Annotated in this window: 17 protein-coding genes and 2 riboswitches; of the genes, 8 read left to right on the top strand and 9 right to left on the bottom strand. The window is 69.8% G+C overall.

Annotated features, from left to right (window positions below; all coding sequences use genetic code 11):
- Nucleotide 1: 1 nt before the first annotated feature.
- The 3 genes from QE399_RS08485 to QE399_RS08475 form a co-directional block, all read right to left on the bottom strand.
- Nucleotides 2–478, bottom strand: a complete 477-nt coding sequence (locus tag QE399_RS08485; RefSeq protein ID WP_309827942.1) for a hypothetical protein — start codon at nucleotides 476–478, stop codon at nucleotides 2–4.
- 121 nt (nucleotides 479–599) lie between these two features.
- Nucleotides 600–2,555 (bottom strand): MFS transporter, encoded by a 1,956-nt coding sequence (locus QE399_RS08480; protein ID WP_405043375.1) that lies wholly within the window; start codon nucleotides 2,553–2,555, stop codon nucleotides 600–602.
- Nucleotides 2,552–3,547, bottom strand: a complete 996-nt coding sequence (locus tag QE399_RS08475; protein WP_309827940.1) for a hypothetical protein — start codon at nucleotides 3,545–3,547, stop codon at nucleotides 2,552–2,554. Before QE399_RS08475 ends, QE399_RS08480 begins: the two co-directional genes overlap by 4 nt.
- 117 nt (nucleotides 3,548–3,664) lie before the next feature.
- Between QE399_RS08475 and QE399_RS08470 the strand changes: the two genes are divergently transcribed.
- Together QE399_RS08470 and QE399_RS08465 are read left to right on the top strand one after the other, a co-directional pair.
- Nucleotides 3,665–4,396 (top strand): helix-turn-helix domain-containing protein, encoded by a 732-nt coding sequence (locus QE399_RS08470; RefSeq protein WP_309827938.1) that lies wholly within the window; start codon nucleotides 3,665–3,667, stop codon nucleotides 4,394–4,396.
- 205 nt (nucleotides 4,397–4,601) lie between these two features.
- On the top strand, nucleotides 4,602–5,018 hold the full coding sequence (locus tag QE399_RS08465; protein ID WP_309827936.1) for a YXWGXW repeat-containing protein: 417 nt from the start codon (nucleotides 4,602–4,604) through the stop codon (nucleotides 5,016–5,018).
- Between the two features lie 88 nt (nucleotides 5,019–5,106).
- On the opposite strand, the gene QE399_RS08460 is transcribed toward QE399_RS08465, so the two are convergent.
- Nucleotides 5,107–5,892: a 2-keto-4-pentenoate hydratase gene (locus tag QE399_RS08460; protein ID WP_309827935.1), complete on the bottom strand. Its 786-nt coding sequence runs from the start codon at nucleotides 5,890–5,892 to the stop codon at nucleotides 5,107–5,109.
- A 231-nt stretch (nucleotides 5,893–6,123) separates the two neighbouring features.
- On the opposite strand from QE399_RS08460, the gene QE399_RS08455 reads away from it, so the two are divergent.
- The 4 genes from QE399_RS08455 to QE399_RS08440 all read left to right on the top strand — a co-directional run bounded on the left by QE399_RS08455 (nucleotide 6,124) and on the right by QE399_RS08440 (nucleotide 11,709).
- A complete protein-coding gene (locus tag QE399_RS08455) occupies nucleotides 6,124–7,164 on the top strand; it encodes a Bug family tripartite tricarboxylate transporter substrate binding protein (RefSeq protein ID WP_309827933.1) in 1,041 nt (346 codons plus the stop codon).
- 212 nt (nucleotides 7,165–7,376) lie between these two features.
- The gene (locus QE399_RS08450) at nucleotides 7,377–8,840 is read left to right on the top strand and encodes a SidA/IucD/PvdA family monooxygenase (RefSeq protein ID WP_309827931.1); all 1,464 of its coding nucleotides are present in this window, start codon (nucleotides 7,377–7,379) and stop codon (nucleotides 8,838–8,840) included.
- Nucleotides 8,841–8,873: 33 nt separating this feature from the next.
- Complete coding sequence (locus QE399_RS08445) at nucleotides 8,874–10,046, top strand: CMD domain-containing protein (protein ID WP_309827929.1); 1,173 nt, start codon at nucleotides 8,874–8,876, stop codon at nucleotides 10,044–10,046.
- 57 nt (nucleotides 10,047–10,103) lie between these two features.
- A riboswitch (glycine riboswitch) is annotated at nucleotides 10,104–10,182 on the top strand.
- A 7-nt stretch (nucleotides 10,183–10,189) separates the two neighbouring features.
- Nucleotides 10,190–10,300: riboswitch (glycine riboswitch) on the top strand.
- A gap of 86 nt (nucleotides 10,301–10,386) precedes the next feature.
- Entirely contained in the window at nucleotides 10,387–11,709 is a 1,323-nt protein-coding gene (locus QE399_RS08440) for a D-amino acid dehydrogenase (RefSeq protein WP_309827927.1), read from the top strand.
- A 169-nt stretch (nucleotides 11,710–11,878) separates the two neighbouring features.
- Here QE399_RS08440 and QE399_RS08435 read toward each other — a convergent pair whose 3' ends face one another.
- The 3 genes from QE399_RS08435 to QE399_RS08425 all read right to left on the bottom strand — a co-directional run bounded on the left by QE399_RS08435 (nucleotide 11,879) and on the right by QE399_RS08425 (nucleotide 15,103).
- The gene (locus tag QE399_RS08435; RefSeq protein ID WP_309827926.1) at nucleotides 11,879–13,189 is read right to left on the bottom strand and encodes an FIST signal transduction protein; all 1,311 of its coding nucleotides are present in this window, start codon (nucleotides 13,187–13,189) and stop codon (nucleotides 11,879–11,881) included.
- 93 nt (nucleotides 13,190–13,282) lie between these two features.
- Nucleotides 13,283–14,182: a PhaM family polyhydroxyalkanoate granule multifunctional regulatory protein gene (locus QE399_RS08430; RefSeq protein ID WP_309827923.1), complete on the bottom strand. Its 900-nt coding sequence runs from the start codon at nucleotides 14,180–14,182 to the stop codon at nucleotides 13,283–13,285.
- A 105-nt stretch (nucleotides 14,183–14,287) separates the two neighbouring features.
- Nucleotides 14,288–15,103: an enoyl-CoA hydratase/isomerase family protein gene (locus QE399_RS08425; protein WP_304271099.1), complete on the bottom strand. Its 816-nt coding sequence runs from the start codon at nucleotides 15,101–15,103 to the stop codon at nucleotides 14,288–14,290.
- Nucleotides 15,104–15,430: 327 nt separating this feature from the next.
- Between QE399_RS08425 and QE399_RS08420 the strand changes: the two genes are divergently transcribed.
- On the top strand, nucleotides 15,431–15,925 hold the full coding sequence (locus tag QE399_RS08420; RefSeq protein ID WP_304271097.1) for an HU family DNA-binding protein: 495 nt from the start codon (nucleotides 15,431–15,433) through the stop codon (nucleotides 15,923–15,925).
- 84 nt (nucleotides 15,926–16,009) lie between these two features.
- On the opposite strand, the gene QE399_RS08415 is transcribed toward QE399_RS08420, so the two are convergent.
- The gene (locus QE399_RS08415; RefSeq protein WP_309827920.1) at nucleotides 16,010–16,762 is read right to left on the bottom strand and encodes a tyrosine-protein phosphatase; all 753 of its coding nucleotides are present in this window, start codon (nucleotides 16,760–16,762) and stop codon (nucleotides 16,010–16,012) included.
- 132 nt (nucleotides 16,763–16,894) lie between these two features.
- On the opposite strand from QE399_RS08415, the gene QE399_RS08410 reads away from it, so the two are divergent.
- Nucleotides 16,895–19,057: a hypothetical protein gene (locus tag QE399_RS08410; RefSeq protein WP_309827918.1), complete on the top strand. Its 2,163-nt coding sequence runs from the start codon at nucleotides 16,895–16,897 to the stop codon at nucleotides 19,055–19,057.
- Nucleotides 19,058–19,069: 12 nt separating this feature from the next.
- Here the strand turns inward: QE399_RS08410 and QE399_RS08405 are convergent, their stop codons facing one another.
- The gene (locus QE399_RS08405; protein WP_309827916.1) at nucleotides 19,070–19,495 is read right to left on the bottom strand and encodes a surface-adhesin E family protein; all 426 of its coding nucleotides are present in this window, start codon (nucleotides 19,493–19,495) and stop codon (nucleotides 19,070–19,072) included.
- Nucleotides 19,496–19,645 lie beyond the last annotated feature (150 nt).

The raw sequence follows: 19,645 nt of genomic DNA, 5'->3' as shown, positions 1-19,645 counted from the left end.
GTCAATGCGCCAGGCTGGCGCGCGCAGGTGCAGCAGAGCGACTGCCCGCCGACCCGCGCGCACCGGCGCTGCGATTGCCCGAAGCAATTTTCCTGGGCGCCGCAGCAGCCTTGCGCGGCGCGGCGGGCTTCTTCGCAACCGTAGCGGATTGGGCCTCCCGCGCTGCCTTGGCTTCGAGCAACGCCAGGCGCTCTTCGAAACGGCCCAGCACTTCCTGCAGGATGTCTGCCTTGCGCTGCGTGCGCTCGTTGTCGTTGCCGACGGGCGAGCGGCCCTTGGTGGTGGGCGCCTTGCGCATCGACACCGTCTGGCGGCGGAACAGATCGCGGTACTTGTCGCGCAGCGTGCGGGCACGCGTGACCTTGCCGCGCAGGCGCGCGAGCGTGAGTTCCTTGATCGGGCCTGCGCGGCTGTGGTCGAACAACTCCAGTTCGGCAGCGGTCAGAAGGGGGCGGGCCTGGGTGATGGTGTAAGCCATGGTCTGTCTCCTTTTCAACGGTGAAGCGAAGCCATCACCGTAGGGCCGGTATCCCGTCACCGTTGTGGGACGGAGGACCATCGCTCCGTCGTGCCAGGCCCCAGGCACCTGACCAGATAGGTCAGCTTGCCAGCAGTGCCTGTACCCGCTGGCGGAGCATTGCCGGCTCCACGTCAGCACCGTTCAAGGCGGGACCCACGTTGAGCCCGACCCGGCTGTAGAAGCCCCTGCGGAAGGGGCGCACCATGGCACCGCCTTTTTCGATGCGGCTGAAAAACGAGCCCCACAGGTGGGACAAAGCCATCGGAATCACCGGCACCGCCAGGCCATCGGCCTGTGCACGCTCGATGATCTTCACGATGCCGCCCTTGAACTCCTGCAGTTCACCGTCACGCGTGATACCGCCTTCGGGGAAGATGCCCAGCAGGTCACCGCCCTTCAGCACCTGCGCTGCGCGCTCGAAAGCCGCGTGGTAGGCAGCGGGGTCTTCCTTGTACGGCGCGATGGGTATGGCCTTGGCAAGCCGGAACAGCCAACCCAGCACCGGCACGCGGAAGATGCGGTGGTCCATCACGAACACGATGGGCCGGGGGCTCGCGGCCATCAGCAGCACCGCGTCGACGAAGCTCACGTGGTTGCACGCCAGGATGGCCGCGCCCTGCGTGGGAATGTGCACGTCGCCCTGCACCTTGAAGCGGTAGATGCAGCGCGACAGCACCCAGGCCACGAAGCGCAGCAGGTACTCCGGCACGATCAGGAAGATGTAGAACGCCACCACCGCATTGGCGATGCCGGTGAAGAGGAAGATCTGCGGCACCGTGAACCCGGCCCCCAGCAGCGCACCGGCGATGATCGAGCTGCCGATCATGAACAGCGCGTTGAGGATGTTGTTGGCCGCAATGATGCGCGCGCGGTGCGTGGGCTGGCTGCGCATCTGGATCAGCGCGTACATGGGCACGCTGTACAGCCCCGCGAAGAGCGATAGCAGCGCCAGGTCGGCCATCACGCGCCAGTGCGCGGGCTGGGCCACGAAGGCGGCCAGGCCCATCACCTCGGACGCCGGCAGGCCGCGGGAGGCGAAGTACAGGTCGATGGCGAAGAGGCTCATGCCGATGGCGCCCAGCGGCACCAGGCCGATCTCCACATGCCGGCGGCTCAGCACCTCGCACAGCAGCGAGCCGATGCCGATGCCCACCGAGAACACCACCAGCAGCAGCGACGCCACCTGCTCGTTGCCGTGCAGCACTTCCTTGGCGAAGCTGGGAAACTGGCTCAGGAACACGGCGCCGAAGAACCACATCCAGCTGATGCCCAGCAACGAGCGGAACACCACCGGGTTGCCGTGTGCCAGCTTCAGGTTGCGCCAGGTTTCCGTGAACGGGTTCCAGTTGATGGCCAAGCCCGGGTCGGTGGCGGGCGCGGCGGGTATCCACTGCGCGGTCAAGCGCCCCACCAGCGCCAGCGCCACGCAGGCCACCGCCACGGCGGTATGGCCGATGCCCGGCAGCGCCACCAGCAGGCCGCCGGCCACATTGCCCAGCAGGATGGCCACGAAGGTGCCCATTTCCACCATGCCGTTGCCGCCGGTCAGCTCGCGCTCGGACAGCGCCTGCGGCAGGTACGCGAACTTCACCGGCCCGAACAGCGTGGAGTGCAGCCCCATGAGGAACACGCAGGCCAGCAGCACCACGGCGCTGCCGGCCACGAACCCGGCGGCGGCCACCAGCATGATGGCGATCTCCAGGTTCTTCACGAAGCGGATCATCCGCGTCTTCTCGAACTTGTCCGTCAGCTGCCCCGACGTGGCCGAGAACAGCAGGAACGGCAGGATGAACAGCGCGCCGATCACCAGCCCGGCCATGGACGGAGGCATCCACGACACGCTGAGCTGGTAGGTCACCATCACCGTGAAGGCGAACTTGAACAGGTTGTCGTTGGCCGCCCCCGCGAACTGCGTCCAGAAGAACGGAGCGAAGCGGCGCTGCCGCAGCAGGGCGAACTGGTTAGGGTGGACGTCCGCCTCGGCGGGGACGGCGGGGGTGACGATGGCCGCCATGCGGGCCTGCTCCTGGCTCATGCCATGCTCCTGTGGGATGGGGTGGAGGGACGGCGCGCGGCCGAAAGGGCCGACGCGCCTCCGGTCGCATCGGCGGCCATTGTGCCCGCGCTTCTGTCCGCGCTTGGGCCCGCGCCATGGGCGGCCGCATGCGTTGCTGTGCCGGCCTGTGGCGCCGCCGCGGCGGGACGTCGCCAGGCGGTCCTGCGCACGCACTGCGCAAAGTAGGAGCCGGTGGCCCGGCCGCCGGCGCGGTCCCCGCGCAGGGCCGCGATCACCGGCCACGCAGCCAGCGCAGCCACCGCGTGCTTGAGGCTGTGGCCGGACACGAGACCCTGCGTCGCTTCCCAGACCGCGTGGTCGCCCCACTCCAGCACTTTCGCCAGCGCATACCAGCCGATCACCGCGGCCAGCGACAGGGCCGGGGCCTCGCGGCGCTGCGGCAGCCACGCCAGCGCCAGCATGAGCGCCATGCCGCCGCCCTGCAGAACGGCCCAGGGAAGCAACTGGCCCGTGGTTTCCCAGCGCTGGAGGGCCCACGCACCGGCCGCCAGCATCAGCGCCGTGGCCACCCCTGCGGGGCGCGCGCCGATGCGCCCGGCCACGGCCAGGCCGGTCACGCCGGCGAACGCCACCAGCATGCCGGCGCGGTCCCACAGCAGCGTGGCGTCTTGCGGCTGCCAGTGGTAGAGCGACGAACCCACGGCGGTGAGCAGCAGGCCGCCAAAGAACAGGCCGCCCAGGCCGGCCGTGGTGGCGCGCTCTGCAACGGCCGCCGTGCGCATCCAGCGCGCCAACGCGGACAGCCCCAGGACACCGGCCAGCGCGAAGGCCAGGTTGCTCAGCACATCCAGCGCATGGGGCAGCCCCCACACCGTGCGCTGGTCCGCGAAGGCGTGGTAATGCGCGTGCTGGGTGAGGTGGGGGCCGGCGCAGGCGATCACCGCCAGGGCGGCGAACGCGCCATAGAGCGCCCACTCGGCGGGCGGCAGGCGTCGGAGAAGAGAGGTCATGGTCGGGCTCCGCAAAGAAACGAATGCCGCGCAGTCTGGAGACCGCCCTGCGCAGGGGCATCGAAAAACGCGACCAGGCCACCCCTGATGGACAACAGGTATCCATAATCGATACCCATGAGCACCACTGCCGACCTTGTCCTGGCCCTGAAGAAGGAACTGAAATCCGCGCAGATGACGTACGCCGACCTGGCCCGCGCGCTGGGCATGGCGGAGTCCAGCGTCAAGCGCATGCTGGCCAAGGGCGACATGCCGCTGTCGCGCATCGACGCCATCTGCCGCGTGCTGCGGCTGGACTTCGCCGACCTGGCGCGCCGCGTGGCCGACAGCCAGCCGCTGCTCAAGGAACTAACCCAGGCGCAGGAGACCGCCGTGGTGGCCGACAAGAAGCTGCTGCTGATGGCCATCTGCGTGCTCAGCCAGTGGACGCTGGAGCAGGTCACCACCACCTACCGGCTGTCGGAGGCCGAAGGCATCAAGTACCTCGCGCAGCTCGACCGCATCGGCATCATCGAGCTGCGCCCGCTGAACCGCTACCGCCTCAAGCTGGCCAAAACCTTCCGCTGGCGGCCGCACGGCCCGGTGATGCATTACTTCCGCGACCACGCGCTGCTCGACTACTTCGCCGGCGGCTTCGACGGCCCGGGCGAAGGCGTGCTGCTGGTGCACGGCGCCATCAGCCGCAGCCTGGCGCCGGCCTTCTGGGAGCGCATGCAGCGCGTGGCCCACGACTTCGCTCAGCAGCACCTGGCCAACCAGCGCATGGCCGAACGCGAGCGCGAGGGCTACACCGTGCTGCTGGCCATGCGCAGCTGGGAGTTCGAGGTGTTTGCCAGCATGCGGCGGTAAAACCTGGTGCCCGCCATTTGCTATATTTTTAATAGCTGCTTGCGCTTATCCATCAAGCGCCAGAGGCCGATTTTCCTCAACCCCCCCTGATACCGAAACACTTGGTGACAAGGCTTTTCCGGCGCGCCAAGCAAGCCGACCGCGCGTTGACATGGCCCCTGCACGATGCAGTCATCGGCCTTGTGCCCTTTCCAGGAGACGCTCCATGTTCCGCCGTATCTTCACCACCTCCGCCGCTGCCGCCCTGCTGTCGCTTGCCGCGATGGGCAGCGCCCAGGCGGTGACCAACGCCACCGTCGTCATCCAGGCCGGGACACCGTCTTACGGCGCCCCCGTGGTGGTCGCGCCGCAGTACCGCGCCCCCCCGCCGCCCCGCTATGAAGCCGTGCCGCGCCCGCGCCGCGGCATGGTGTGGGAGGCCGGCCATTGGGAATGGCGCGGCCACCGCCATGCCTGGGTGCCCGGCCACTGGATCAAGGCGCGCCCCGGCTATGCCTACCGCCAGCCGCAGTGGAACCAGCGCGGCGACCGCTGGGTGATGGACCGCGGCGGCTGGGACCGCGACGGCGACGGCGTGCCTAACCGGCACGACCGCCGCCCGAACGACCCGCGCCGCTACTGATCCACCGCGGACGGCTGGCCGCGGGGGCCGCCGGGCGGCGCGGCGCGCCCGCACCGCGGCACGGCGGCAGAGCACGGCGCTCCCCCGGTCAGTCGATGCGCAGCTCGGCCCGGCCGATGCCGGGAAAGTCCGCCACCACCACGTCGCCCTGCATCACCATCGGCGTGCCGGTCCACGAGCCGGTGGTGACCCATTGCCCGGCGCGCAGGCCGCCCAGGCTGTGCGCACCGCCGTTGGCCAGCCACACCAGCAGGCGCAGCGGCTCGCCGGCCGGGTTGCCGCCCGCATCGTGCGCGACCACGGTGCCGCCATTGACCTCCAGCCGCACGGGCTGGCGCAGCACATCCACCGCCGCGCCATCGCCCCGCCCGGTGCCCACCACCAGCGCCCCGTGGCAGGCCTGGTCGGCCAGCCGGCTCAGCGGGTGCTGCCCGCCCCAGGCGGCAAAGCGCGTGTCGCAGACTTCGATGGCAGCGTGCACCGCACCAAAGGCGCCCAGCACCTCGCCCTGCGTGTAGGGCACCTCGCGCGCCGGCAGATCGGCAATGCACTGGAAGACCAGTTCCGCCTCCACGCCGATCACGAGGAAATCTTGCGCGGCCAGGTGCACCACGCCGTCGTCACCGGCCACGTGCACGCTGTCGTCCGCCAGGGCGCTGCGCGCGGGTTCGGCGTCGGGCGAGGCCGCGCCCACCTTCCACCCGGCAATGGCGCCGCGCGCCTGGACCACGCGGTCCTGCACGGCATAGGCCTGGGCCACGTCGGCCGGGCGCAGCGCGGCGGGCAGATCGTCCGGGCGCGGGCCGTCGCCGGTACGGGCCCGGATGAGCAGGTCTGCGCCGGGCACGGGATCGAAAGCAGGGTGGGACGTCATGCGGGTATCCACGGACTGAGTGATGGGATCGGACGCGCAGACGGCCCGAAAGCGCAAATTATGGGAGCCTTGGAACCTGTTCAAGGTCTTGGCACGTCCGCCGCTCCCCGGCACAGCCCGCCGCCCGCGGCGGGCATGCCATATGCATATAGCGGGCGGCGCATGTGCAGTTGCCCACAATCGCGCGCTTTCCTTCTCTTCACCGACATGCCTGCCCTCCAGGATCCCGCCATGCCCACCTCCACGACCCTTCTCCGCCGCCGCGCCCTTCCCGCTGCCCACACCGCTGCCGCCGTGCTGGCGTTGGCGGCTGCCGCAGCCTTCGTGGTCCACGCGCCCGCCACGGCCGAAACCGCGGCCGACTGGCCGCGCCAGCCGGTCACGCTGATCATGGGATTCCCCGCCGGCTCGGGCGTGGACGTGGTCGCCCGCGCCGTGCAGGAGCCGCTGCAGCACAAGCTCGGCCAGCCGCTCATCATCGACTACAAGTCCGGCGCGGCCGGCAACATCGCCAGCGAGTACGTGGCCCGCGCCAAGCCGGACGGCTACACGCTCGCCTTCGGCACCGCCGCCACGCACGGCAGCAATGCCGCGCTGTACAAGAAGCTGCCTTTCGACGTGGAGGCCGACTTCGTGCCCGTGGCGCCCGTGCTGGACGTGTCCAACGTGCTCACCATCAACCCCAACGTGATCGACGTGAAGACGCTCAAGGAGTTCGTCGAGGTGGTGAAGGCCAACCCGGGCAAGTACAACTATGCGTCCACCGGCAACGGCGCGGGCACGCACATGGCGTTTGCCGAGTTCAATTCGCGGCTGGGACTGAACATGGTGCACGTGCCCTACAAGGGCGGCCCCGAGGCCATCACATCCGTGGTGCGCGGCGAGACCTGCTGCATCATGAACCAGGTGCAGACCGTGCTGCCGCACTACAAGGCCGGCAAGGTGCGTCTGCTGGGCGTGACCACCGCCAAGCCCGTGGCCGCCGTGAAGGAGGTGCCCACCATCGCATCCAGCGGTCTGCCCGGTACCAAGGGTTTCGATAGCTCGATCTGGTTCGGCGTGTTCGCGCCCAAGGGCACCGACCCGGCCATCGTGAAGAAGCTCAACACGGCCATCAAGGAGGTGCTGGAGCAGCCCGAAGTGCGCGAGCGCTTCGAATCGCAGGGCAACGCCATCCGCATCGAGACGCCCGAGCAGTTCCGCCAGACCGTCCATGCTGACCGCACCAAGTGGGCACAGGTCGTGAAGGACGCGAAAATCAGCATTGACTAGATCAGGGCAACCCCCTGAGCGGCTGCGCCGCTCCCCCCTTCTCTCGTGGCGCTGCGCGCCCGGGAAGGGGGGCACCCCCAGCGGCCTGGCAGAGCCAGTTCCGCGGGGGTGCTGGTATGGGGCCGCGCCGGTTTCATGCGCCGTGACGGTGCTAGCCTGCATGGCTATCCGATCCCATTGCTCTACACGCCCTCTACTGCATCGACTTTTCCATGGCTATTTCCTCCCCTCTGGGCGCGGCCGGGCTGGCCGCGCTGGAACAACGGCTGCAGCACGATCTGCTCACGCTCAACTGGCGCGCCAAGCCCTGGCTGCCGCAGCGCACCCACGCAGGCCAGCCGGTCATCGACGTGCTCATCATCGGCGCGGGCCAGGCGGGGCTGGCGGCCAGCATGGCCTTGGCGCAGCAGGGCATCCGCGCCGTGCTGCTGGACCGCGCGCCGCTCGACCACGAAGGCCCCTGGGCCACCACGGCCCGCATGGAAACGCTGCGCTCGCCCAAGGAGCTGACAGGGCCTGCGCTCGGCCTGCCCTCGCTCACCTTCCGCGCCTGGTTCGAGGCCCAATGGGACGAGGCCGCCTGGGCCGCGCTCGACAAGATCCCGCGCCTGCAGTGGATGGACTACCTGCGCTGGTACCGCCGCGTGACCGCAGCCGACGTGCGCAACGGGCACGCCGTCACGGCCGTGCGCCCGCGCGATGACGGCCTGGTGCAAGTGGACGTGCAGGCCGACGGCCGCGCCACGGCCTGGTTCGCCCGCCGCGTGGTGCTGGCCACCGGCCGCGACGGGCTGGGCGGGCCGCAGATTCCGGCGTTCATGCACGGTGTGGACCGCAGCCGCTGGGCGCACTCCTCCGACGTGCTGGACTACGCCACGCTGCGCGGCCAGCGCGTGGGCGTGGTGGGCGCCGGGTCGTCCGCCATGGACAGCGCAGCCACCGCCCTGGAATGCGGCGCCGCGAGCGTGGACCTGCTGGTGCGCCGCGCCGATCTGCCGCGCATCAACAAGTCGAAAGGCTCGGGCGTGCCCGGCCTCACGCACGGCCACCATGCGCTGCCTCCGGAATGGAAATGGCGCATCCGCCACTACATCAACACCACGCAGGTGCCGCCGCCGCACGGCAGCACGCTGCGCGTGTCGCGCCACCCGAATGCGTTCTTCCACCTGGGCTGTCCGGTGCAGCGGGTGGCCGCATCGGGCCCCGAGCTACGCGTCACCACGCCGCGCGGCACCTTCGCGTTCGACTTTCTCATCGTGTCCACGGGCTTTGCCATCGACTGGTCGCAAAAGCCCGAGTACGCGCCCTTCGCGCCGCACGTGCGCACCTGGGGCGAGCGCTACCAGCCGCCCGCGGGCGACGAAGACCAGGAGCTGGCCGACTCGCCCGACCTGGGCCCCGTGTTCGAGTTCCAGCAGCGCACACCCGGGGCCTGCCCGGGCCTGGAGCGCATCCACTGCTTCTGCTACCCCGCCGCGCTGTCGCACGGCACGGTATCGGGCGACATCCCGGCCATCAGCGACGGCGCGCGGCGCCTGGCGACGGGTCTGGCCGGCCTGTTCTACTGCGAAGATGTGGAGCACCACTTCGACGTGCTGCAGGCCTATGCCGAGCCCGAGCTGCTGGGCGACGAATGGACGCCGGCCGATACGGCGCAACGCGTCCTGCCCGCGTGACAGCCCCCTGATTTTTCTGGATTGCACTCTGCCATGACCACGACCACCCCACACGACACCATCGACCAGATCGCCGGCCTTGCGCCGGGCAGCGCCGCGCACACCGTGCGCCACCAGCGCGACAAGGTCGCCCTCGCCACCCAGGGCTGTGAAGACGCACTGTTCGACCCCGGTCTGCCCGGCGGCCTGACACAGGCCGAGCGCCTGGCCGTGGCGCACGACATCACCCGTGTGAGCGGCCTGCCCGCGCTGGCGGCCCACTACCGCGGGGCGCTGCAGCCCTTGAACCCGGCACCGGCGCTGCAGGCGCTGGTGGACACGCCCGATGCCGCCATCGCCGATGCGCGCCTGCAAGCCATCGTGCACTTCGTGCGCACGCTGGCCACGCACCCCGCCGAGAGCGACCAAGCCGCGCTGCAGGCGCTGCCCGCCGCAGGCCTGTCGGTGCCCGACACCGTGCTGCTGGCACAGCTGATCGGTTTCGTCACCTACCAGTTGCGCGTGGTGGCCGGCGTGGCGGCCCTGGCGCAGCTGGGCGACGCCGATGCGGCGCCCCCCGCGCCCTTGCAGACCGCCGACGCCCCGCCCTTCATCCACCCCGCCAACCTGCCCGCCCCCGGCGAGCCGTTGCGCGTGAACGGCTACACCAGCGAGACGCTGGACTGGAAGGCCTGGCTGCCCGTGCTCGACCCGGCCGCCGCCACCGACGAGCAGAACGCCGTGCTCGACCTGAGCCACCCCAAGGCCCGCACCTCGGACTTCTACCTGCTGCTGGCACACCAGCCGCGTGTGCTGTCCGAACGGTCGCAGGCGTTCAACGCCATCATGTATGCCCCGGGCGGCCTCTCCCGCGCCGAACGCGAGGTGGCCAGCACCGTGGTCTCGCGCGTGAACGGCTGCGTGTACTGCGCCTCCGTGCACGCCCAGCGCTTCGAGCAGCTGGCCAAGCGCAACGATGTGATGGCGCAGATCTTCACCGAGCCCGACGGCGCCGGCACCAACGCCCGCGAACGCGCCATCGTGCAGGCCAGCGCTGCCCTGACCCGCACGCCGGGCGCATTCGGCGCGCAGCACCTGCAGCCGCTGCGCGATGCGGGCCTTTCCGATCTGGAAATTCTGGATGCCCTGCACGCCGCCGCCCTCTTCGCCTGGGCCAACCGCCTGATGCTGAACCTGGGCGAAGCGGTCTTCCCGCAGGCCGGCTGAACCCGCGGCCGCGCCGGGCGCTATGCGCGGCGCGGTTTCGCTGCTACGATCCGCCCCGCAGGAGAGTGAACGGCCCGGCCCCGCTGGCGTTCCACCGAAGGCGCAAACTCCCATACACGCTCAGGTCCCGTACTGCACCACCATCAAAGCCGTCTGGAGAGCCGCCACGCATGCCGTGGCGCACCGAAGGAGCAAGTGCTGCACCCCATTGGCGCAGCGTGAATCTCTCAGGTACCAAGGACAGGGGGAGCGGCAGCCGGGCCACGCGCCTGCTGCACGCTATCGATCCATAGCTGCCTGCACGCGCACGCCCGGCGCTTCACCCTCGAAAGGTTTGAAGATGCGCGTGATCGTCCTCGGCGCCGGCTTGCTCGGCACCACCTCCGCTTACTTCCTCCAGCAACTCGGCCACGAAGTGACCGTGATCGACCGCCAGGCCACGCCCGGCGCAGAGACCAGCTTCGCCAACGGCGGGCAGATCTCGGTGAGCCACGCCGAGCCCTGGGCCAACCCGAGCGCCCCGCTCAAGGTGCTGCAGTGGCTGGGCCGCGAAGATGCGCCGCTGCTCTTTCGCCTGCGTGCCGACATGCGCCAGTGGCTCTGGGGCCTGCAGTTCCTGCGCGAATGCACGCCGGCGCGCACACGCCACAACATCGAGCAGATCGTGCGCCTGGGCACCTACAGCCGCGACACGCTGCAGCAGCTGCGCCGCGATACCGGCATTCAGTACGACCAGCGCATGCAGGGCATCCTGCACTTCTATACGAGCCCCAAGGAGTTCGACGGCGCCCTCGCGCCGGCCGAGCAGATGCGCCAGCTCGGCTGCGAGCGCCGTGTGGTGAGCGCCGACGAGGCCGTGCGCATCGAACCGGCCCTGGCATCCATCCGCTCGCAGCTGGCGGGCGCCACCTACACCGAAGCCGACGAATCCGGCGACGCCAACGCCTTCACGCGCGCACTGGCTCAGCGGGCCGAGGCCGCCGGCGTGCAGTTCCGCATGGGCTGCCACATCACCGCGCTGCGCTCCGCAGGCGGTGCCATCGACCACGTGGAGATCACCGATGCGCAGGGCCGCTTCGAACGCGTGCGCGGCGATGCCTACGTGCTGGCCATGGGCTCGTTCAGCCCGCTGCTGGCCGAGCCCCTGGGCCTGCGCCTGCCCATCTATCCGGCCAAGGGCTACTCGGTCACGCTGCCCGTGCGCGACGCCTCCGCCGCCTACGAGGTCAGCCTGACGGACGACGAGTACAAGCTGGTCTTCTCGCGCTACACGCGCCCGGCGCAAGGCGATCAGCCGGCGCGCGACGTGATGCGCATTGCCGGCACCGCCGAACTCAACGGCTATGGCCGCGACCTGAACCCCGTGCGCTGCGAGGCCATCGTGAAGCGCGTGGAGCAGCTGTTTCCCGGCGCGGGCGATACGGCGCAGGCGCAGTTCTGGACGGGCCTGCGCCCGGCCACGCCAAGCAACGTCCCGCTCATCGGCCGCACGAAGCTGCCCAACCTGTTCCTCAACACGGGTCACGGCACGCTGGGCTGGACGCACGCCTGCGGCTCGGGCAAGTCGATCGCGCGCATCGTGAGCGGGCTGGCGCCGGAGCTGGACTTCGCCTTCGCCGGACTTCCGCGCGCGGTGGCGCCGGTGCTGCAGCCAGCGGGGTGAGCGACCTGTCGCAGCGATCCGGACGGCATGCGGACAGCGGTGTCGGGGCCCCTATCCGCTACCAATAACGGAGCACCTTGCGCTTTCCACATAAGCGATCTCATGCAAAAGAGCATTGAATCGCCGATGGACAAAGCGCCAAGCGCTATCAAAATGAAGTGCGCCGGGTTCAGGCCGTGGTCTCGTCGCCCACGAAGACGGTGAGCACGCCCGTGTAGCCGTAGAGCCGGTGGTGCGCGATCTCGCCGGCGGCGAAGAAGCCCACCAGCGGCACGTCGCCCAGGGCGTGGCGCACGATCTGCAGCTCCGCGCTGGGGCCGCCGAAGTGGGGGCCGCCCCGGCCGGAGCAGCTGACGTAGACCGCGCCCCGGATGCGCTGCTCTGGCAGCGCCGCGCCGCCCGAGAGCACCTGCGCCAGCACACTGCGTTCGCTGCCATCGCCGGGCGCGGTGGGCGCCAGGCCGTGCTCCAGTTCGTCGGGCTCCAGCTCTTCGCGGATCTCTGCGCAGATGCGCATCAGGTCGGCCCGCGCGGCCGCCACGTTGCGTTGGCAGAAGGCGAGCCGCATGCCCGTCTCCACCCGCTCGGTCAGCGCGACGCCGCGGCGCGTGGCGTCCAGCCCCACGATGTGGCGCACGCGCACATCGGTGCCGAAGTGGCCGGCGCGCCCCGCGGGCTGTGTGCCGGCATCGACCAGGCCGGCCATGGTGGCGCGCACGCGCTGCAGGGCGGGCTGCGGGTTGGCGTCGAGCGAGACCTGCAGCGTGTCGAGCAGTACGTCCAGCGCCGGTTCGTGGTCCAGCTCCAGCACCACGTTGTCCTGCGCGGCGGTGATGGTGGCCAGCGCCCCCACCGGCTGGCAGCCCTGGGTGACGCGCGACAGCAGCCGCACGCCGGGCCCGAAGGCCACGCCCGAGAGGCCGCCGTCGAACACGCCACCGGCCGCGCCCTGCCCGGCGATGTTGCCGTTGCCACCCACCGCGAACTGCGCACTCTGGCGCCGGCTCGCCGCCAGGCCGCCGAACAGGTAGCCGCTGGCGGTGCGCTCGGCCATCTCGTCGATCAGCTCCGCCAACTCAGGCGTATCGCCATCGGCATGCACCAGCGCCGTGTGCGGCACGAAGCCCGCCGCCGTGCTGCGCGCCAGCGGCGCCACGCCGGAAAACACCCGGTACTGGTCGGGCGACAGGTCGAGCAGCATCAGCGACAGCGCGGGCTCGTCGAAATACTCCGCATTGTTGGCAGCCACGCCGACGCCGACCGTGCCGCTCCAGTCCGTCACCTCGGGCAGCTCGGCGGCCAGAAAGTCGAGCAGCGCCTGCGCCTCGTCCGCGTAGTGGTCGGTGATGTAGAGCAACCCGAGCGTGGGCGCGGCGGCGTACTGCGGCAGTGCCATCTGGGCGCGCAGCTGGGCCAGCACCAGCGCGGCAGCCATGCGCCACTGCGGGTGGGTCGCGTGGCCGTGGGGAAAGAGTTTCATGGTCGTGGCATCCGGGTCTCGTGGGCGGTGCGGCGTGGAACGGCAGGAGCGGGATGCGCAGGGAGCGGCGACGCACAGCCCCTGCGCGCGCCCTCAGCCGCCGGCGGGGCGGCTGCGGCGGGCAGGTGCCTTGCGCGCAGCAGCAGCGGGCGCGGGGGGCGGGGTGCCGGCCTTGCGGGCGCGGGGCGCGGCCGGCGCCGCAGCGGCCGTACGCCGGCTGGCGGTGCCCTGGTTGGGCGCCTTGCGCGCGGGTTTCTTCTTGCTGGGGGCGGCGGCCGGCTTCGATCCAGCGGCTCCTGCGGCCTGCGCGGCGCGGCGGGTGGCGTCCTGCATGTCCTGCATGTCCTGCATGCCTTGAGCGCCCTGGGCGGCAAACTGCGAGGCCATGCCGGTCGCAGTCTTGAGGGCCTGCGCGGCCATGTCGCGCGTGGCGTCGAGCGCCGACGGGTGGGCCGTAGCGTCCTTGAGGGCGCTGGCGGCGATCTGCTGGAACTGCGTGCCCAGCGCGGTCCACCACTGCAGGGGATCGACGACGCCGGGGGTGGCGCGGCCTTCCGCGTCAGCGTCGACGTCCTCCGGCGGAATGCGGTCGGCGTCTTCATCGGTGCCATCGCCGTGGCCCTGCGCAGGCTGCGCTGGCCGAGGATCTGTGGGTGCCGCCGCGGGCGGAGGGGCAAACGCCTCCGCACCTTTGCCTGCGAAAGCTCCCGCCAGGTCGCCCATGGCCACGTTCATGCCTTTGAGCGTGGCCAGCGTCATCTTCTGCACTTCCAGCGCCTGGATGGTCGCCGCAAGCGCGCGGCTGTTCTGCTCCAGCCAGAACTGCACGGCCTTGAGTTCCTCGATGCGTTTTTCCAGCTCCTCCACGCTGACCGTGGGCGCCACCCAATGGGACATCGAGGGCATGCCGGCGGCGGAGCCCTTGGCAAGGTTCTGCAGGAAGTCGAATCCGGGGACGAAGCGCCCGAAACCGAAGGGAGAGGTGTCGCTCATGGCTGCTCCTGGCAAGGTGGACAACGGGTCCGCACAGCTTAACGCCAAGCGCTGCGCGAAAGGCCCGCGCGCCCGTCGGAGAAGGTGGCGTCCTGGCGTCAGCGCTCAGAACCGGGGCGGGCGCTTCTCGCGCAGCGCCGCCACGCCTTCGCGCGCCTCGTCGCCCGCAAAGCCCATGAACTCCAGCGCCAGCGAGGCATCGAAAGTGGGCCCGGCCTGGCGCAGCCAGTTGTTGAGCGCGTACTTGGTCCAGCGGATGGCCGTCTGCGCGCCGGCCGCCAGCCGGTCGGCCACCGCGTAGGCGCGGGGCAGCAGCTCTTCGTCCGGCACGGCTAGCGACACCAGGCCGATGCGCTCGGCCTCTTCGCCGCTGAGCGGCTCGCACAGCAACAGGTGGTACTTGGCCTTGGCCATGCCGCACAGCAGCGGCCACACAATAGCGGCATGGTCGCCCGCCGCCACGCCCAGGCGCGTGTGGCCGTCGACGATCTTGGCGCTGCGCGCAGCGATGGAGATGTCCGCCAGCAAGCCGGCGACGAGGCCCGCGCCCACCGCAGGCCCGTGCATGGCCGAGACGATGGGCTTGTCGCAGTTGATCAGCTGGTAGACCAGCTCGCGCGCCTCTTTCCAGATGCGCCGGCGCACGGCGTCGTCCTGCGTCATGTCCTGCACCATCGCCAGGTCGCCACCGCCCGAGAAGCCCGCGCCGTCGCCGCGCAGCACAGCGCAGCGCACGCTGTCGTCGTCGGCCACGTCGCGCCAGATGGCCGCCAGCTCGCGGTGGCCGTCGTGCCCGGCGGTCGGCAGCTTGCCGTTGAGGGCCTTCATCTGGATATCGAGCACATGGCCCTGCGCGCCGCGCCGGGTGATGTGCAAGGTGGTGTAGCGGCCGTAGTCCGGCGCTGGCGGCGGTGTCTGCATGTGCAAGGTCTCCGTGGAAGGATGCGGGGCCGCGCGTGCCGGCCGTGCTGCGCGTCAGCAGCAACCGCGGCGGGCGCCTGCGCTGCGGACCATTCTGAAGCGCATGGCGCGCCGGCGCATCCGGCCCTGCCCGGGTGTTGTGCGAAGAGCGCTGCGCAGGCCCTGCGGACGCGTGCGCCAGCGCGCCAACCGCCCGAATGGGCTGTTTCCACGGGGTTTTCTGCAACCATTTGCGCCTGCCCCATGTACTGGCAAAGACAAACACACCTAGAATCCGCCGACCAGCACCGCTGGCGTGTTCCACATTCCTAAAGAGATACCAACACCATGGCAACTGCAAAGAAAACCGCTGCACCCGCAAAGAAGGCCGCATCCGTCAAGGCTGCACCCGTAGCCAAGAAGGCCGCCGCTCCGGCCGCCAAGAAGGCCGCTCCTGCAAAGAAGGCCGCTGCTCCCGCAGCCAAGAAGGCGGCCGCCCCCGCTGCCAAGGCCGCACCCGCAGCCCTGAAGCCCCTGAAGGACACCTTCAACAAGACCACCCTGGTCGCCCACCTGGCCCAACAAGCCTCCGTGGAACCCAAGGTGGCCAAGGCAGTGCTGGCCGCACTGGAGTCGGCCATCCTGGCCTCGGTGCACAAGAAGGGCTCTGGCGAATTCACGCTGCCTGGCCTGCTGAAGATCGGCCTGCAGCAGATCCCCGCCAAGAAGAAGCGCTTCGGCAAGGACCCGTTCACGGGCGAAGAGCGCTGGTTCCCCGCCAAGCCCGCATCGGTCAAGATCAAGACCCGCGCGCTGAAGAAGCTGAAGGACGCCACGGTCTGATGGGTTGCGGCCTGCAAGGCCGCCGCGCACACCGCGAAGAAAAAAGCCGGCCTTGCGCCGGCTTTTTTCATGCGGCCACGGGCATCAGCCCGCGGCGGGCTGCAGGTACAGCGCGGCCAGGCGCCGCAGCTCGGCCGGGCCCACGCGCAGCCGCTCGGCGAGGTAGCGCTGCATGCCGCCATGGTCGTGGTCGACGGCGTGCAGTGCCGCCTCCAGAAATTCCTCCTGCACGCGCCACAGCACGTTCAGCACCTCTTCCGGGGTATGGCCCGCCAACCCGGCGGGGCGCAGGTACAGGGTATTGGTGAGCAGGTAGTCCTGCATGACGACATCGCGCGGGACCCCCAGCGCGGACAGGATGAGGGCCGCCGCGAAACCGGTGCGGTCCTTGCCGGCCGTGCAATGGAACACCAGCGGAGCGTCGTCGGCGAGCAGGTGCGCGAACAGCGTGGCGAACTGCTCGGTGTTGTCGTTGACGAAGGCGCGGTACGTGTCCTGCATGAGCTCCACGGCAATCGCTGCGCTGATCTGCTGGCCGGCCAGGGCCATGTCCTTGGCCCGTTGCACAACGGTGGGCTCGATGGACAGCGCGTGGTAGGCCACATCGGGCAAGGTGTACGCGAGTGCGGTGCGCTCGGCAGCGCCGCGGAAATCGAAGGCCCGCGAGAGCTGCAGGCTCGCAAGCAGCGCGGTGTCTTGCGGCGTGAGCGCAGCCAGATGGTCGGAACGGAAGATACGGCGCCAACGCACCGGCCGGCCATCGAGCCCCACATAGCCTCCGAGGTCGCGGAAATTGCTGGCTCCGGACAGCTTGAGCGAACGGGTGAATGCATCCATGCGGGCACTGTAGCCCAAGCGCATGGCAGGGCGAAGTCACCTGCGCAACCGCATTTGCGCCATCGCCCTACAGGGCCTGCGCCTGGGTTCCAATACGGTCTTCCCAACCCATTTTCCAAGGTACACACGCAGATGCAGGCACGACCGCAGCACCCATGGCAGTTCTTCCGCGCAGGAGGCGTGGACCAGGTCATCATCCGCACGGGCGCCGACATCGCGCACCTGCCGGAGCTGGACCAGAAACTGTGGGTGGCGCTGGCCTGCCCTACGCGCGGCATCGAGTTCGACACCCGCACGCTGGACCTCATCGACACCGACCACGACGGACGCATCCGCCCCCCCGAACTGCTGGCGGCCTGCGCATGGGCCTGCAGCATGGTGCGCGATCCGGAAGAACTGGCGCAGCCGTCCGATGTGCTCATGCTCGACGCGCTGGCCGATACCGATGAGGGCCGCGCGCTTGCCGCGCAGGCGCGCCGCATCCTGGAACTGGCCGGGCGAACCGACGCCACGTCCATCGACTTGGCCACCGTGTCGCAGCGCAGCGAGGTGCTGAGCGAGATGCGCTTCAACGGCGATGGCGTGGTGAGCCCCGAGACGGCGGCCGACGACGCGCTGGCCCGCCAGACCATCCGCTGGATCATGCAGCTGCAGGGCGAAGCCAAGGCCGTAGACGATCAGCCCGCCGGCGTGGACCGCGAGCGTGCGGAAGCCTTCTTTGCCCAGGTGCGCAAGCTGCGCCAGTGGAGCGACGGTGCGCGCAGCGCCACCGCCCATCTGCCGCTGGGCGAGGGCACGGTGGATGCGGCCCTGGCGCTCAACGCCGTGCGCAGCAAGATCGATGATTTCTTCGCGCGTGCCCGTCTGGCGGCCTACGACCTGCGGGCGGCGTCTGCGCTCAATCCGTCGAAAGAAGAATATGCCGCCATGGCCGAAGGCGACTTGGCGCTGTCGTCCAAGGCCATGGCGGCCCTGCCGGTCGCCCCTGTGTCGCCGATCGGCCCCACGACCAGCCTGCCGCTGCTGCGCGGCGTGAATCCCGCCTGGGCGAAGGCCCTGGCAACGTTCCAGCACAAGGCCGTGGCGCCGCTGCTGGGCGACAGCAAGGACACGTTGAACGAAGCGGAGTGGCAGCAGTTGCAGGAGGCCCTAGCGCCGGCACAGCAGTGGCTGGCGGACAAGCCCGCCACGCCGCTGGCGGCCATCGAGGGCGACAAGGCGTTCGCCGAAGTGCTGCACGGCGACGCCGAGCAGCGCGTGATGGCGCTCATCGACCAGGACGAGGCCGAGAAAACCCACAACGACCACACGCTGGCGCTGGAGCGGCTGCTGCGCTTCAAGCGTGACCTGCTACGGCTGCTGAACAACTTCGTGTCGTTCTCGGCGTTCTACCAGCGCGAAGGCGCGGTGTTCCAGGCCGGCACGCTCTACCTGGATGCCCGCAGCTGCGACCTCACCGTGCAGGTGGCCGACGCCGCCAAGCATGCCAAGCTGGCCGGGCTGGCCAAGACCTATCTTGCGTACTGCGACTGTGTGCGCACCGATCCGAAGAAGGGTGTGCAGAAGCAATCCATCGTTGCCGCCTTCACCGCGGGCGATGTCGACTTTCTGTTCATCGGCCGCAACGGCGTGTTCTACGACCGCAAGGGCCGGGATTGGGATGCGACCATCACCAAGCTGATCGAGAACCCCACCAGCATCGCGCAGGCCTTCTTCTCGCCGTACAAAAAGTTCCTGCGCATGATCGAAGAGCAGGTGGCCAAGCGCGCGGCGGCCAGTGACTCGCGCGTGGAGAAGTCCCTGGGCAGCACGGCCACCACCCTGGCCAACACGAACCTGAGCGCCCCGGCCGCGGCAGCCGCTCCGACCCCCGAGGCGCCGCGGCGCACGGACGTCGGCACCGTGGCCGCCATCGGCGTGGCGCTGGGCAGCATCAGCGCCGTGCTGGTCGGCGTGTTCGCCAAGTTCGTGGACATGGGGCCATGGATTCCGCTGGCGCTGTTGGGTATCGTGCTCGCCATCTCGGGCCCCAGCATGCTGATCGCGTGGCTCAAGCTGCGCCAGCGCAGCCTGGGCCCGATCCTGGACGCCAGCGGCTGGGCAATCAACGGGCGCATGCGGATCAACACCCGGCTGGGCAGTTCGCTCTCACAAACGGCGCACGTGCCGCCCAACGCACGCCGCATGCTGGACGACCCCTTTGCGGAGTCGCACGGCGGCGCGTGGGCGCTGGCCCTTGGCGCCGCGGCGCTGGCCGGCCTGGCCTACGCGGCTTGGCGGTTCAACCTGTTCTGAGCGACGGTCGCCTCAGGAGCGCGCCTTCCGGCTGCAGGCCGCCTGCACGATCTTGCGGGCGGCATCTCCGGGCATGTCTTTGAAAGCCACGGGGGCCTCGCCGGGGCGGAAAGACTCCTCGGCCGTCACCGGTCCGCCCCACATCGGTTGTAGGTAGTAACGGTTGGCCAGATACCAGCCGCGGCGGGCGGTGCAATCGATCACTGCCGTACCGAAGTAGGAGCGGTACCGATGCCCCTGGAAGCTGGTGCGCACGTCCTTGCGGGAAACACGCAACGACACCACCTGCTGCCCGCTCATGTCGACGGCCGTGGGGTTGACCTCGACCAGATCGTCTTCGGGCTGGTTCGGATACCCGTGAACGGTGAACCACTCATCGCTCCAGGCCGCGCCGGCACACAGCAACGAAACGCAGGCAATGGCAACGTGGCGCAGCAAGGCATCGCTCCGTGGTGAACGCGTTGCATTCCAACGCCCGGCGATGATAGGCCACGAGGCCCACGCCATGCTGACACAACGAGGCTGGTGCGCGGCACCGTGGGCTTCCCCCCCGGTTTCCCCGACACATCAGATGACGTGATGTGTCGG

The organism is Paracidovorax wautersii, assembly GCF_031453675.1.
Lineage (GTDB): Bacteria > Pseudomonadota > Gammaproteobacteria > Burkholderiales > Burkholderiaceae_C > Paracidovorax.
The sequence above is the reverse complement of the archived record's forward strand: the minus strand, read 5'-3'. Positions and strand labels throughout refer to the sequence as shown.